We start from the raw sequence: 14,431 nt of genomic DNA on the forward strand, positions 1-14,431 counted from the left end.
GTACACCTTGGCAAGGCTCGCCGTGGTTTAACATATCTCACTGATTATGTTATTTTATTTGCCACTTTCCCGAGCGATAAAGAGCACAGCATGAGCAAGGCAAGAATCGGCATCGTCACCGTCAGCGATCGCGCCAGTGCAGGCATCTATGAAGACCTGTCCGGCAAGGCCATCATCGACACCCTGAGCACCTACCTGACCTCGGAGTGGGAGCCCGTCTACCGGCTCATCCCGGATGAGCAGGCGCAGATCGAAGCCACCCTGATCCAGCTGGCCGATGAGGAAGGTTGCAGCCTCATCGTCACCACGGGCGGCACAGGCCCCGCCAAACGGGACGTGACGCCGGAAGCCACTGAGGTGGTCTGCGATCGCATGATGCCGGGCTTTGGCGAGCTGATGCGGGCGGAATCCCTCAAGTTCGTGCCCACCGCCATCCTCTCCCGCCAGACCGCTGGCCTGCGGGGCAGCAGCCTCATCGTCAACCTGCCGGGCAAGCCCAAGTCGATCCGCGAGTGCCTGGATGCGGTCTTCCCCGCCATTCCGTACTGCATCGATCTGATGGACGGCCCCTACCTCGAGTGCGACGAGAGCGTCATCAAGCCATTTCGTCCCAAGAAATAAGAAAATGGACGGGATGAACCCGTCCATTTTTTATTGACAACAACTCGCTTTGATCCCGGCCTTGTTCCTCGTGAATGGTCCTCTATTCCGATCCGCTTAATGGCGACCCGGATATCAAAACCCTGCCGGTCGGCTGTCACATCGCCTATTAGTTCCCGACTGAAATAGCTCCTCTTGCCAGCTGATTCTATGGTGCAGACACGAGATCAGGGCCTGGCACGCCGTGCCTAATTACCCCACATCGCCATCAATTGGGATTCCATGGCCTCCTCCTGCTCGTCCGGCAGGCTGGCGAAGAAGTCTAGCCCGGTCTGCTCCTCCACCGCATCCACCGTCACTATGTAATCCGCCAACTTGCTGGATGGAATATTTTGTTGCGGCAAGATGAAGGCGATGGCCTCCTGGTTCGCCACGTCCATCACCACCCGGTAATAAGCGTGGGGCACTGTCACACCGTTACCGATAGACGCGTCGGAGTTGGTGAAGATGGGGCCTGTGATCACATAGACATCCTGATAGGCGACGGCCCACTGGCGGGTCTTCTCCTCCAGGATGCGCCAGGCGCCCTGATTCAGAGCCGGCAGTTGCGGGGTCATGTTGGTCAGCAGGAAGCTCTGCTTCATGGTGGTGGCGCTGGTGCGCATGTCCGCCGCCGGCGCCTGATGACCGCGGTCATAGCCGGAGCCCTTGTAGTCCGCCAGGGTGGCACGGAACTGCACCGGCACCTCCTTGTCTTCGGCGAAGGCATCCTTGCGCGGTACCTGGCCCTGGGCGCTGGCCACCGTCATCCGGTAGGAGACCCAGTCAGAGACCTTGGTGTCATAGTTGTAGCCGGCTGCATAGCCTTCCCGGCACAGCAGCTGGCTGGATTGGCTGGGCACCCCGAGGGTGACGTGGTCCCTGCACTGAAAACCCGCAGCCAGGGTCGGGAACGTGGTGAGAGTGAATCCGATAGCCAGAACTAATTTATTGATATTGTTCATTATTATGCCACTCCTTGTGTTAGGCGGAGTGATTTGACACCAGGTCTGACGAGTTAGGCAATTGCGCGAATAAGGAGCTTTTTGGAAACGTGAAGGAGGCGACAATCTGGCCAAAATCCTGCGGCCAGGTGGGGGATTGTCATCGCGATGTCATTGTGCTGAACATGGCATTTTTTCCATTTAATCAAACAGATGTAGGCATAAAAAGCGGGGCGACTGCCCCGCTCTGCGGCCCCGCCGATCAGCTCTTGACCTGGGGTCTCGGGGTATCGGCCTGGGACGGTGGCAGTATGGGCAGCACTATCTGCGGCTGCTCGCCTGTCAAACTCTTGAGGAAGGCGGTCATGTCTTGTGCCTCCTGCTCGCTCAGGCGCTGCCCCAGCTGGATGTCTGCCATGATCTGCACCGCCTCCTTCAGATCCCAGACGGCCCCGTCGTGGAAGTAGGGAGAGGTCAGCTCGATGTTGCGCAGGGTCGGTACCTTGAACCAGCCGATGAGCTGCTTCTCGCCGGTCACCCCGCCCCGCCCCAGGGCCGGGTTGCTGGTCTCGTAATGCTTGACCAGCCCCATCTTCTGATAGGAGTTGCCGCCGATGGCGACCCCGTTGTGGCAGGCGGTGCAGCCCTTCTCCTTGAACAGCTGATAACCGGTCAGCTGCTGCGCCGTCAGTGCCTTGCCATCCCCCTTCAGCCAGCGATCGAAGGGGGCATTGGGGGTAACCAGCGTCTCCTCGAAGGCGGCAATGGCGTCGGTCACCTCGTCGATGCCAAAGTCCGGTTTGCCGTAGATAGCGTCGAAACGGGCGCGGTACTCGGGCAGGGTGTGCAGGGTCTCCACCGCCAGCTTGTGGGTGAAGGCCATCTCCAGCGGGTTGGCGATGGGGCCGGCCGCCTGCTCCTTCAGATCCTTGGCGCGACCGTCCCAGAACTGCACGAAGTTGAGGCTGGAGTTGAGCACGGTCGGTGAATTGATCGGCCCCTCCTGCCATTTGTGGCCGAGGGAGCTGACCTGATTGTCCACTCCGCCGGTCGCCAGGTTATGGCAGGAGTTGCACGAGATGGCGTTGGACTTGGAGAGCCTCGGCTCGAAGAACAGCATCTTGCCCAGCTCGACTTTTGCCGGCTCGCCCACCTTGACGGCTTCCACCGGTTGTACCGGCTCGCTTGCCCACCCCAGTCCGGGCAAGGATAACGCCAGCAGCAGATAATATTTATTCATTATTCTCTCTCCCTTGAGTCTGCAAATGATCGCAGTCCCAGCCTGACGGAGAAATACCGGGCATTATTTGTCCAGGATCAAGAGGGAAACTCAAAAAACATAATAAAAACAATGACTTTAATTTTCACGGACGGAATGGGGGCGGGGCCTTGCGGGGAAAAAACAACTGAATTCTGATGCGTGAATTATGAACAGACGGGACCAAAACAACAGCCAATTAACTAGATTGGGGCCATTGAATAAAGCGATTATTAAATATTCAATGCCCGCTCCTCATTATTAGCATGTATATAAAATATATCATTCAATAATGTGCAACGGGTTCACCGAATATCGCTATAAATAACGCAAAGAGTTGCGGCGTTATCAATGAAAAAGAGGGCCTGGTGGCCCTCTTTTATCGCTTAGCACGCCCTCACAGGCTGGCGGCGATACGCGCCCCCAGAGCGGCGTTGTTCAGCACCAGCTGAATGTTGGCCGCCAGGGAGTTGCCACCGGTCAGCTCGCACACCCGCGCCAGCAGGAAAGGCGTAGACTCCTTGCCCTTGACGCCCTGCTCTTCGGCTTCCTGCAGCGCCTGCTTGATGGCCGCGTCTATGTCGGCCTTGGGCATGGCAAACTCGGTCGGGATTGGGTTGGTGACCACGGCGCCACCGGCCAGTCCCAGCTCCCACTTGAGGCGCAGCGCCTCGGCAATGGCCGCCGGGGTGTCGAGGCGGTAATCCACCTTGAAGCCGCTCTCGCGGGTGTAGAAGGCGGGCAGCTCCTCGGTCTGGTAGCCGATGACCGGCACGCCCTGAGTCTCCAGATACTCCAGGGTCAGGCCGATATCGAGGATGGACTTGGCGCCGGCGCAGACCACGGCCACCGGGGTCTGGGCGAACTCCTGCAGATCCGCCGAGATGTCGAAGGTCTCCTGGGCGCCGCGATGCACGCCGCCGATGCCGCCGGTGGCGAACACCCGGATCCCGGCCATGGCGGCAATGATCATGGTGGATGCGACCGTGGTCGCCCCCAGCCCCTTGTTCGCCAGCACGAAGGGAATGTCACGTCGGCTGCACTTGGTGGCGGCATGGCCAGCCTTGCCCAGCGCCTCCAGCGCCCCCGCATCCAGACCCACCTTGAGGCGGCCATCCAAGATGGCGATGGTGGCCGGCACGGCGCCGTTGTCGCGCACCACCTGCTCCACCTGGCGCGCCGTCTCCACGTTCTGCGGATAGGGCATGCCGTGGGAGATGATGGTGGACTCCAGGGCAACGACAGGTTTGCCGGCGGCCAGGGCCGCGGCCACTTCTGGTTGGATATCGAGATAAGCGTTCAACATGGGTACTCCTCCAGCATGCGTTCAACGGCGGCCTTGGATAGGCCGGAAAAGACGGTATCGGAACAATTGACGGTGAGGGCGGCGCAGCCGAGCGCGAAACGGGTGGTCTCGGCCACGTCCTTCTCCTGTAACCAGGCATGGGCCAGCCCTGCCATGAAGGCATCGCCACCGCCGGTCACATTGATGACGGGGCTGCCGAGCACGGGAAGATGGCCCTGGCGCTCCCCGTCGCTATAGAAGATCCCCTGCTCCCCCAAGCTCAGGAACAACCGCTGCACCCCGGCGCGGTGGAACCAGGCCGCCGCCATGGTCCAGGTATCGGGACCGGCGATGCGGAAGCCGCACAGCTGCTCGGCCTCGCTGCGATTGGGTTTGAGGGTGTGGATCCGGTGCAACCAGGGGCGGATCTTCTCCACCTTGGCCACCGAGACGGTGTCGACGAAGATGATGTGCTCCCCCTGGCGCTCGAACAGCCAGTCGAGGGTGTGGGTCGCGAGGTTGGTGTCGAGCACCCAGAGGCTGGCCGCCCCGAGGAAGCCGCTGAGCGGGGTGAGCCTGGCCGGGGTGAGTTCGTCGATGATCCCCATGTCGTTGACGGCGCAGCTCATCTCGCCGCTGCCATCGTGCAGGCTGAGGTAACAGGAGGTCGCCTTGCCATCCAACATCAGCACCTGGCGCACATCGACGCCGGCGCGCTGGGTCACGTCCAGCAGGTGATGACCATATTGATCGTTGCCCACCGCGCTCAACAGCCGGGTATCGGTGCCGAGCCGTGCCAGGTTCTCGGCTATGTTGCGCCCCACCCCGCCGGCGGAGGTCCGCACCTGGCCCGGGTTGGAATCACCGATGCGCAGGTTATCGTGGCTGGCGCCGCAGATATCCATGTTGGCACCGCCGATCACCACGGCGTAGGGCCCTTCCCGCAGCACATAGCCCCGTCCCTGCACATAGCCCTGGCGCATCAGGCTGGAGATATGGCTCGCCAGCGCCGAGCGGCTGATCCCGAGGCGATCCGCCAGCTCCTGCTGGGCAATCATGGGATCCTGGCGCAGCAGGGCGAGGATCTCTTGTTCACGCTCCGTCATAGACAAACATCCAGTTGTAAACGTTTGTCTATTATTGTCCAAAAACGTTTTCCCGCCATCGCCACATACAAAAAATGTCGGATCGCGCACAAAAAATCACCGGACATTGCCCGGCAATAAAAATGGTTTTCAGACGATTCCATTCAGCCCAGTAATCCCCGGATCTCGTCATCGCTCGGCATCAGGGGCAGTGGGTCAGGTGATGGCGCTGCTGGCGACTGAGGGCGACCTGCTCGCACGATCGGCTCATGAGCAAGGGTAGCCATGGGCAAACTGTGCTGCGGGGGTATAATGCGGCCACCACAGAGGAGAGCGAGATGAAAGAGTCAGACCACGAATGCCTGCTGCAACACGAAGAAGGGTTGGAACGAAGCGATGACGCCAGCTATTGCGGCATCGGGCTGGTCAATCCCAAGTCCCCGGAGAACGTGGGGGCCGTGATGCGGGCCGCCGGCTGCTACGGGGCGGACGAGGTCTACTACACCGGCAGTCGCTTCGAGCTGGCGCGCCGCTTCGCCACCGACACCAAGCAGATGGTGGAGAAGATCCCCCTGCTCGGGGTGGACGATCTGCTGGCGTTCGTGCCCCCGGGTTGCACCCCTGTGCTGGTGGATCTCATCGAGGGGGCCACCTCGCTGCCGGACTATGTACACCCGGAGCGCGCCTTCTACATCTTCGGCCCCGAGGATGGCACCCTGGATCCCGCCCGCTTCGCGGCGGTGAAGGCGGTGATCTACGTGCCGACCAAGGGGTGCATGAATCTCGCCGCCTCGGTCAACGTGATCCTCTACGATCGGCTGGCCAAGCGGCTGCGAGGCTAATAGGAAGTGATCTACGTGTCCATACCCATGGGATGCATGAATCTCGCCGCCTCGGTCAACGTGATCCTCTACGATCGGCTGGCCAAGCGGCTGCGAGGCTAATAGGAAGTGATCTACGTATCCATACCCAAGGGGTGCATGAATCTCGCCGCCTCGGTCAACGTGATCCTCTACGATCGGCTGGCCAAGCGGCTGCGAGGCTAATAGGGAGTGATCTACGTATCCATACCCAAGGGGTGCATGAATCTCGCCGCCTCGGTCAATGTGATCCTCTACGATCGGCTGGCCAAGCGGCTGCGAGGCTAATAGGAAGTGATCTACGTATCCATACCCAAGAGGTGCATGAATCTCGCCGCCTCGGTCAATGTGATCCTCTACGATCGGCTGGCCAAGCGGCTGCGAGATGGGCGTAGCGAATAATAGATGTGAGACACCAGTGAGGGAGGCAGCCAGGCCACGGGACCTTATTTACCCGCCCGCTTCTCCTGCTGCCTGACGAAGTCGCGATAGTAGTCGTAGAGCTCGTTGCGCCTGTATATCTCGGCCAGGGTGCCGCGCCGCAGCAGCTTGATCATGCCGGGATCCCAGTGCTGGCGCAGCTGCTGCCCGCGCTCGGTGTCGGCGAAGATGGGATAGGTCGGCACCCAGCGCAGGAAGAGGCGGGTCATGTCGGAGGGGATCTCCCCCTTCGGGTAGAGCACCCCGGCCGTCAGGTAGTAGCGGTAGCGCTCCTTCGCCAGCAGTTGCAACGCCATGTCGTGACTGTCTATCTCATACCAGCGCATCGATACCGGTATGAACTTGTCGAAGGCCCAGCCCCGCAGCCAGAGCACGTCCTGATCCCGCAAGCTCTCTTCTCCCTGCCACTCTGACCGCCATTTCTGCAGCATCAGCACAGTCACATCATCGGCCGAGGCCGGATAGTCCGGCTGGTGAACTCCCGCCACCTCCCCCTGATAGACCCCCATCGCCATGTCGCCGCCTTTCTGCGCCACCACCGCCAACGCCCGCTTGTAGGGCACTATATGGGGATGGATGGCATAGCCCTGCGGCTCATAGATGGCGCGCACTATGTCCAGATAGACGCCATGGCCGTCGGCCTGACAGAAGCCGGGCCAGTCATCGCAGTAGACGTGTATCAGGTTGGCCCGGACGGGCCCGGCGAGCAGCAGACAGCACAGCAGGAGAAGCGGTCGAACCATGTACCAGTATTCCTCGGTGGCGGCGCCTTCTGCGAGGGATCGCAGGAGGCCGGCACGTTAAAGCCTTAACACATCATAGGAAGTTCTCGCACCGGCTCACATCTTTTCCCCGTTTTGCGAGCGGGTCGAGGGTATTTGTCGCCTCGATGGGTACCATGGAAGATAAGATTCATTAGTGACCCAATCAGCGAGGAGTCTCATCATGCCATCCATCAAGTCACTACTCTGCCCCGTCGATTTCTCCGAGATGTCCAGGGCCGTACTCGACTATGCCGTCTTCATGGCCAAGAGTCATCAGGCCGAGCTCAAGCTGGTCCACGTGGTGGATCAACTGCACGGTTTCGACAGCTACAAAATCCTCCACATGACCGCCATCGAGATCACCCACGAGATGGAGCGTCAGGCCAAGACCCAGCTCAAGGAGCTGGTCGCCATGCTGCCCATCCCCGCCACCTTCGAGGTGCGCTTCGGGCGCGCCGCCGACGAGATCGTCGTGCAGGCGAAGGAGGACAAGGTGGATCTGGTGGTCATGGGCAGCCACGGCCGCTCCGGCATCAGCCACCTGCTGGTGGGCAGCGTCGCGGAATCCGTGGTGCGCCACGCCCCCTGCCCGGTGCTGGTGGTACGCAAGTAACAGGTGACCCCCGACCGAAACAAGAAGGCCAGCGTTTGCTGGCCTTCTTGTTATTGATTGCCACGGGGCGTTCGCCTCAGAATCTGTTCACGAGCTGTGACGAGAGGTCGTCAGCAAGGTAAAGAGCAGCGCAGGAACCGGAGTTTATAGACATAAATGAGCCCTTGGTTTCACATAAGCGAGCAGCACATGAGCCTTGATCACGGCCTCGCAGTAAGATCGTGGACAGGTTCTCAGCCGTGGGCGTAGATGACGCTGCCCCCCTTGATGAGGTCGATGATGGCCCTCGACTGCTCCCTCGGCAGCGCGGGGCAACCCCAGCTGCGGCCCAGCTTGTCATATTTCTGCAAATGCCTTGGGCTGGCATAGTCAGCCCCGTGCACGACGATGGCGCGCTTGCGGGCATTGCTGTTCTGGCCCGGGCTCAGGCCATCGAGGCGCAGCGAATAGCCGTGCTTGCCCTGATAGGTCTCGGCGGTGCGATAGACCCCGAGGGAGCTCTGTCTGGAGTTGAGCTGATTGGAGAACTGGCGGGCGGCCAACTCTCCCGAATTGCGGCCGTGGCTGACCCAGGTGTGATAGAGCAGCTTGTGGCGCTTGACGTCGATCACGAACAACCGGCGCATGGTCGAGGGTTTGCTGTAGTCGATGATGGTCAGAATGGGTTTTCGCTTGTGTTGCACCCGTTGATAGCCCTGCAGGGCCTTGCGAAACACCTGTTTGTCGAGCTTGCCCGCCAGGCCGAGCTGACGGTAAAGATCCTGATCCCAGCTTGCGTGACTGGCGCCACTGAACCAGAGCGCCCCCAGCAGCAAGGGAAGGCTCAGCCAGAGCCTTCCCAGTCGCACCATCCAGTCTGTGTGCTTCATCCTTGAAGTCGCTCCCGTTTTTGCTGGTAGCCGAGTGTCCAGCATATCGCCACTGCTTGCTGGATAGTTATATGCAAGCCCCTGATAGGCCGCAATAAAAAAGCATAAAAATGCCGACATGAGTCGGCATTTTTGATGATGGCGAAACAGCCTGACTCAGGCACGGCTCAGATAGTCCGCCAGCCCAACCCATTTGTAGCTGGTGAGCTCGGTCAGTCCCATGGGACCGCGGGCGTGCAGCATCTGGGTCGACACCGCCACCTCGGCACCGAGGCCAAACTGGCCACCGTCGGTGAAACGGGTGGAGGCGTTGACATAGACGGCCGCCGAGCCGGCGCCGTTGACGAAACGCTCGGCGTTGGCAAGGTCGTTGGTCAGGATGGCGTCGGAGTGGCCGGCGTTGTGCTCGCGCATGTGGGCAAGCGCCTCGTTCACGTCGGCCACCAGCTTGACTCCCAGGGTCAGCCCCAACCATTCGGTGTCGAAATCTTCCGCACCTGCCTCGCACAGGTTGTCGGCCCCTGCCAGCAGTGGCATGGCGTTGGCGGCCCCCACCAGGGTCACCTTGCGCTCATTCATCAGGGAGACCAGCTGCGGCAGGAAGCGGGCGGCGATCTGCTTGTGGACCAGCAGGGTGTCGAGGGCGTTGCAGGCGGAGGGGCGCTGCACCTTGGCGTTGTCGATGACCGCCAGGGAGCGCGCCAGATCGGCGCTCTCGTCCACGAAGATGTGGCTGATGCCGAAGCCCCCGATGATGACGGGGATGGAGCTGTTCTCCTTGCACATCTTGTGCAGCCCGGCGCCGCCCCGGGGGATGATCATGTCAACATAGCGATCGAGGCGCAGCAGCTCCCCCACCAACGCCCGGTCCGGGTTGTCGATGTATTGCACCGCCTCGGCCGGCAGGCCGGAGGCGGCCAGCGCGCTCTGGATCACCCGTACCAGCTCCAGATTGGAGTGGAAGGTCTCGCGTCCGCCGCGCAAGATGCTGGCGTTGCCGGTCTTGAGGCAGAGGCTGGCGATGTCGATGGTGACGTTGGGGCGCGCCTCGTAGATGACGCCTATGACCCCGATGGGCACCCGGCGACGGGAGAGGCGCAGGCCGTTCTCCAGCACCCGGTTGTCGATCTCGGCACCGACCGGATCGTCGAGCACTATCACCTTGCGCACGTCCGCCACTATGCCGGCCAGCCGCTCGGGGTTGAGCAGCAGCCGATCCAGCATGGCCTCAGCCAGGCCAGCCTCGCGGCCCGCCGCGATGTCTTTCTCGTTGGCGGCCAGGATCTGCTCGCCGCGCGCCTCCAGCTCGTCGGCGATGGCGGCCAGCGCCCGGTTCTTCTGCGCCGTACTCATGCCGGTAAGCTGATAGGCCGCCTCACGGGCCGCCTGCCCCATTTTCTCCAGACTCATAAGTTGATCCTTATTGGACACCGCCTTATAGCAGCACCATATCATCTCTGTGGATGGCCCATGATCCCATAGCCGTAGGACCTATCGGAGCCGGCTGCTTTACAGCAGCACCATGTCGTCTCTGTGAATGGCTACGGCGCCGTAACCGTAACCCAGTACCTGCTCTATCTGATCCGAATGTACACCGCGCAAGCGATCCAGCTCGTTGTGATCGTAGCGGCAGATGCCGCGCGCCAGCTCGCAGCCCTTGGGATCCAGGATGCGCACCACGTCGCCGCGCACGAAGTCGCCCTTGACCGCGACGATGCCCTTGGGCAACAGGCTGGAACCTTTATCCTGCATGGCGGCGACGGCGCCCTGATCCACCTGGACCTCACCATGGGGGGGTGGGCCTGCCAGGATCCAGCTCTTGCGCCCTTCCAGCGGCGAGGCCAGCGCCGGGAACAGGGTCCCGACCCGCTCTCCCGCGGCGAGGCGGCCGATCACCTCGGGGATCTGGCCGGTGGCAATCACCACGTTGACCCCGGCCCGGCGCGCCACGTCGGCCGCCTGCAGCTTGGTCGCCATGCCGCCGGTGCCGAGCCCGCTGACGCTGTCACCGGCCAGGGAGCGCAGGCTGTCGTCTATGGTCTGCACCTCTTCGATCAGCTGGGCATCCGGGTTGCTGCGGGGATCGGCGGTAAAGAGCCCCTTCTGATCGGTGAGCAGGATCAGCAAGTCGGCATCGGCCAGGATGGCGGCGCGGGCGGAGAGGTTGTCGTTGTCACCCACCTTGATCTCGGCGGTGGCCACCGCATCGTTCTCGTTGATGACGGGGATGATGCGATGATCGAGCAGGGTACGCAGGGTGTCGCGGGCATTGAGGTAGCGCTCGCGGTCTTCCAGATCGGCGCGGGTCAGCAACATCTGACCGATGTGCAGCCCGTAGAGGTTGAACAAATCCTGCCACACCCGGATGAGCTGGGTCTGGCCGACCGCTGCCAGCATCTGCTTGTTCGGCAGGGTCGGCGCCAGCGGGGGATGGCCCAGATGTTCACGCCCGGCGGCGATGGCCCCCGAGGTCACCAGTACGACACGATGGCCGAGACGGTGCAAGGCGGCGCACTGCCTGACCAGCTCCACCATGTGGGCACGGTTGAGCCGGGCAGAGCCCCCGGTGAGCACGCTGGTGCCCAGTTTGACGACTATGGTTCTGTTTTCCATGGGAACAACGAGGTTAAAAAAGTAAGGAATCCCTTTATACCCACGGCCTTCTTGCCCTGCAAGGCAATTAAGCCTCGCAACTGTTGCTCGCAAGGAAGGCGGTCCTGCGCGTCCATGACACGCAGGACCGGTACGGGTTAAGCGGCGGTCACGCTCAGCTCGGCGGTCACCTGATCGGCGGGGGAGAGCTTGCACTCCAGCGCGGTGAGTTTGTCGCTGATGAGCTTGTAGAAGTGGTTCAGGGTCCGCTCGACTTCGACCTGATGCTTCTTGGGCAGCGGCTTGTTGATCCACTCCCCCTCGGCGTTGTAGAAGCCCGTCTGATAGTGATAGCTGAAGTGGTGATCGTCCTGCTCCAGCACCAGCCACCAGCCCCAGAACTCCCGTTTGTCCGGCGCCGGTTTGGCGCTGATGCACACGGAGAGGCAGTCGAAACGGTAGCGCCCCTCCTCGCACAGATCTTCGCGCAAATAGGGGCCGATCGCAGCGAATTGCCGCAGCAGTCGCTTGTAGGTCACTCTCTCTGACATGCTAACCTCCCTGTTGAACAAGCCATAGCATCACAAGGTGATGTTACATTTTTAGTGTTATATCAAGTGCATAAATGCTTTTTGAGCCAATCTACCGTCTCTTTCAGCGCCTCGTCGTACACCTCCAGCAGAGGCTGTTTGTCAAACACCACCGCCTTGCCGTTGCGGCTGGCGGAGGCCAATGCCCGGACATCCTGCTCGGGGCAAATAAAATCTCGCTTGTGCCCGATACTCAATATCGGCACAGAGGTACGGCTCCCCAGCAAGCCTTGGGTCTTGAGGGAGAAGACCTGGCACTTGGCGCGCATCAGATCCCACTGGGCCGCATCGGCCCCCAGCCGGTTCGCCAGGCCATCGCGCATCATGCGCGGGCAACGGGCAAACATCTCCTGATTGGTAAACACCTGATTGACGCCGGCGCCGATGCAGACCACGGTCCGCAGCTTGAACGGCTCGATGAAGGCGAGCCGCGCCGCCACGTTGCCGGCCAGGCGGAATCCCACCATGGCGATGCGCTGATGATCGACCCAGGCTACCTCGGAGAGATAGTGCAGGACCGCCTGATGCAGCCGGCTGGTGTCCTGCACCAGCGGCCAGTGCTCGGCGTAGCCGATGCCCGGCATGTCCAGCGACAGCATGCCGATGCCGTGGGGTTCGAGACACTTGAAATAGAAGTTGAGAAAATCGACCTGCAACGAATCGATGCCACCGCTGACGATGACCAGGGGCACCGGCTTGTCGGTGGTGGGCAGGTGCAGATAACCCTGGATGGTCTTGCCCCGGAACGGCACCTGCAGCTCCTTGAGCGGCACCTTGAACAGCCGGCCCGCCTCGCGGTACGCCATGTTGCCAAGCAACTGGGCCTGATCCGCCAGCTCGTCATTCTTCAGATGGGGATAGCTGGCGATGGAGTAGTAACGCACCGACTTGAGCAGGTTTTTCAGCGCACCGGCCGAGTCGCCTTGCGCGACCTGCTCGCGGCCCTGATTGAAATAGCGGCCGCCCAGCTGGCTCCATTCATAGACCCAGTTGCCTGGCACATAGCCCTTGATGGTATCCAGGTAGCGCTCGTGTGTGCGTTCCCCCTGCCCCATGGCGATGCGGGCCAGGATCTGCTCTACCTCGACCGGATCGGCCCCTTGCCAGGCCCAGGTCGGCCTGCGCAGCAAGCGGTACCAGTGGGGGGACAAAGCACCGTCGATGAAGCTCTCGGTCAGGCTGCTGTCATGCTCATCCACCGGACTGGAGTTGGATATTTCGGAGGTCTCCAATACCTTTTTGATCCGGGTAAACAGCTTTTCCGTCAGGTTGGTATCGTCGTTTGGTTCCAAGATGGTGACTCTTCTGTCTCAAGCGATGGTCCATCTTAACCACTTTTCACGCCGGGCAGCCACATGAGAAAAAAGAAAGGGCCCCAAACAGGGGCCCCTTGAAACCATGTTCATCCTGGCGGCAACGGATATGACCCATGCCCGGCTCAGAAGGCCCGCGCCGTGCCCCTGCAGCGCTATTACTCTTCGTCGCAGATCGGGTTGGCAAATTCCAGCGCCATGTCCCAGGGCTGTTCAATCCAGGTGTCCTGCGGGATGGCCACTTCGAAATCATCCAACAGCTCCTGACCCATGGGCTTGGCAAAGATGGCGATGAACTTGGCCTTGGGATAGAGCTCACGGATCGCCTTGGCGGTAGTACCGGTATCCACCAGATCTTCCACGACCAGCCAGCCTTCCCCATCACCGGCGGTGGTCGCCGCTTTGACGACCACCAGCTCGCGCTGGCTGTTGTGGTCATAGCTGGAGATGCAGAGGGTTTCGACATTGCGAATGCCAAGTTCACGAGCCATCAGCGCGGCAGGCACCAGACCGCCACGGCTGACCGCGATGATCCCTTTCCACTGGCTGACCGGCAGCTGACGACGGGCCAGGCGGCGCGCTTCACGTTGCAGGTTGTCCCACGATACGTAGAATTTCTTTGGCATAATATCGATCTCGAAGAGTTATATAAAACAATCACTTAAAAATCAGCACGAACCAAAAATGGGTCGGCGTCTGTCAATTCTGGCCCCCTGCTCGCCAAATTTGGCTTGCACTTCGGCCGCCTCGGGAGGAGACCCTCGGCAGCAAACGCTGGTGCAATGATGAAGCAGGATGGGCATCGCCGGCGGTCATGTCGATCGGAAGCAAGATCGCAGACCGGCTGTTGGGGCGGCATAATAGCATCGTTTGTACAGAAAATGCCTGACAAACGTATGCGAAAGCGGGAAAAATCAGTTTCATCCATAGCAGTCGAGCCATCTGGCACACCTTATTTTCCCACCCGGGCGACGGATGCCACCGGATAAAAAAATAGCAGGGGGAGGATGAAGACCTCGCACACCTGCTTATTTACGTTGCCTGTCAGCCGGGCTGACTGACCGTCTTAGCGACGGCTGGCGTAGGGGTTCGGGTAGCTGAAGCCCTGGGTATAGAGAGACTGGGCAAACCAATAGGTTGAATTGCTGCCTGACATAATAAAACTCCTGATTGCTTAA

18 protein-coding genes are annotated in these 14,431 nt (G+C 60.9%); 7 read left to right on the forward strand and 11 right to left on the reverse strand.

The features are described 5' to 3' along the window. Window positions 1-90: 90 nt before the first annotated feature. A complete protein-coding gene (mog, locus tag MM194_RS16075) occupies window positions 91-621 on the forward strand; it encodes a molybdopterin adenylyltransferase (protein ID WP_241344119.1) in 531 nt (176 codons plus the stop codon). Window positions 622-848: 227 nt separating this feature from the next. Here the strand turns inward: mog and MM194_RS16080 are convergent, their stop codons facing one another. The 4 genes from MM194_RS16080 to MM194_RS16095 all read right to left on the reverse strand — a co-directional run bounded on the left by MM194_RS16080 (window position 849) and on the right by MM194_RS16095 (window position 5,232). After that, on the reverse strand, window positions 849-1,604 hold the full coding sequence (locus MM194_RS16080; protein WP_241344120.1) for a DNA/RNA non-specific endonuclease: 756 nt from the start codon (window positions 1,602-1,604) through the stop codon (window positions 849-851). 241 nt (window positions 1,605-1,845) lie between these two features. Continuing rightward, a complete protein-coding gene (locus tag MM194_RS16085) occupies window positions 1,846-2,823 on the reverse strand; it encodes a cytochrome-c peroxidase (protein ID WP_241344121.1) in 978 nt (325 codons plus the stop codon). Between the two features lie 415 nt (window positions 2,824-3,238). Further along, window positions 3,239-4,147 carry a pseudouridine-5'-phosphate glycosidase gene (locus MM194_RS16090; RefSeq protein ID WP_241344122.1) on the reverse strand — a complete coding sequence of 303 codons (909 nt, stop codon included), beginning with the start codon at window positions 4,145-4,147 and terminating at the stop codon, window positions 3,239-3,241. Beyond that, window positions 4,141-5,232 (reverse strand): PfkB family carbohydrate kinase, encoded by a 1,092-nt coding sequence (locus MM194_RS16095; RefSeq protein ID WP_241344123.1) that lies wholly within the window; start codon window positions 5,230-5,232, stop codon window positions 4,141-4,143. The genes MM194_RS16090 and MM194_RS16095 overlap by 7 nt, the downstream gene beginning before the upstream one ends. 317 nt (window positions 5,233-5,549) lie before the next feature. On the opposite strand from MM194_RS16095, the gene MM194_RS16100 reads away from it, so the two are divergent. Genes MM194_RS16100 through MM194_RS22045 form a run of 5 tightly spaced genes read left to right on the forward strand, consistent with a single transcriptional unit; the run spans window position 5,550 to window position 6,473 of the window. After that, entirely contained in the window at window positions 5,550-6,053 is a 504-nt protein-coding gene (locus MM194_RS16100; protein ID WP_241344124.1) for an RNA methyltransferase, read from the forward strand. Window positions 6,054-6,059: 6 nt separating this feature from the next. Continuing rightward, window positions 6,060-6,155, forward strand: a complete 96-nt coding sequence (locus tag MM194_RS16105) for an RNA methyltransferase (protein WP_241344125.1) — start codon at window positions 6,060-6,062, stop codon at window positions 6,153-6,155. Window positions 6,156-6,161: 6 nt separating this feature from the next. After that, window positions 6,162-6,257, forward strand: coding sequence for an RNA methyltransferase (locus MM194_RS16110; protein ID WP_081966037.1), 96 nt, complete (start codon window positions 6,162-6,164; stop codon window positions 6,255-6,257). Window positions 6,258-6,263: 6 nt separating this feature from the next. Further along, on the forward strand, window positions 6,264-6,359 hold the full coding sequence (locus MM194_RS16115) for an RNA methyltransferase (protein WP_081966037.1): 96 nt from the start codon (window positions 6,264-6,266) through the stop codon (window positions 6,357-6,359). A 6-nt stretch (window positions 6,360-6,365) separates the two neighbouring features. Next, a complete protein-coding gene (locus tag MM194_RS22045) occupies window positions 6,366-6,473 on the forward strand; it encodes an RNA methyltransferase (protein ID WP_081966039.1) in 108 nt (35 codons plus the stop codon). Window positions 6,474-6,517: 44 nt separating this feature from the next. On the opposite strand, the gene MM194_RS16125 is transcribed toward MM194_RS22045, so the two are convergent. Then, the gene (locus tag MM194_RS16125; RefSeq protein ID WP_241344126.1) at window positions 6,518-7,255 is read right to left on the reverse strand and encodes a hypothetical protein; all 738 of its coding nucleotides are present in this window, start codon (window positions 7,253-7,255) and stop codon (window positions 6,518-6,520) included. A 202-nt stretch (window positions 7,256-7,457) separates the two neighbouring features. On the opposite strand from MM194_RS16125, the gene MM194_RS16130 reads away from it, so the two are divergent. Further along, window positions 7,458-7,889, forward strand: coding sequence for a universal stress protein (locus tag MM194_RS16130; protein ID WP_241344127.1), 432 nt, complete (start codon window positions 7,458-7,460; stop codon window positions 7,887-7,889). A 233-nt stretch (window positions 7,890-8,122) separates the two neighbouring features. Here MM194_RS16130 and MM194_RS16135 read toward each other — a convergent pair whose 3' ends face one another. From MM194_RS16135 to gpt, 6 genes are all read right to left on the reverse strand, one after another. Beyond that, window positions 8,123-8,758, reverse strand: coding sequence for a murein L,D-transpeptidase catalytic domain family protein (locus MM194_RS16135; protein WP_241344128.1), 636 nt, complete (start codon window positions 8,756-8,758; stop codon window positions 8,123-8,125). 156 nt (window positions 8,759-8,914) lie between these two features. After that, complete coding sequence (locus MM194_RS16140; protein ID WP_033129989.1) at window positions 8,915-10,168, reverse strand: glutamate-5-semialdehyde dehydrogenase; 1,254 nt, start codon at window positions 10,166-10,168, stop codon at window positions 8,915-8,917. 99 nt (window positions 10,169-10,267) lie between these two features. Then, window positions 10,268-11,371, reverse strand: a complete 1,104-nt coding sequence (gene proB / locus MM194_RS16145; RefSeq protein WP_033129990.1) for a glutamate 5-kinase — start codon at window positions 11,369-11,371, stop codon at window positions 10,268-10,270. Window positions 11,372-11,508: 137 nt separating this feature from the next. Continuing rightward, entirely contained in the window at window positions 11,509-11,901 is a 393-nt protein-coding gene (gene crl, locus MM194_RS16150) for a sigma factor-binding protein Crl (RefSeq protein WP_033129991.1), read from the reverse strand. 62 nt (window positions 11,902-11,963) lie between these two features. Further along, entirely contained in the window at window positions 11,964-13,232 is a 1,269-nt protein-coding gene (frsA, locus tag MM194_RS16155; protein ID WP_033129992.1) for an esterase FrsA, read from the reverse strand. 179 nt (window positions 13,233-13,411) lie between these two features. Beyond that, complete coding sequence (gene gpt, locus MM194_RS16160) at window positions 13,412-13,879, reverse strand: xanthine phosphoribosyltransferase (RefSeq protein ID WP_241344129.1); 468 nt, start codon at window positions 13,877-13,879, stop codon at window positions 13,412-13,414. Between the last annotated feature and the right edge of the window lie 552 nt (window positions 13,880-14,431).

Origin of the sequence: Aeromonas sp. MR16 (assembly GCF_022549315.1) — a bacterium.
GTDB classification, from domain to species: Bacteria; Pseudomonadota; Gammaproteobacteria; order Enterobacterales; family Aeromonadaceae; genus Aeromonas; species Aeromonas aquatica.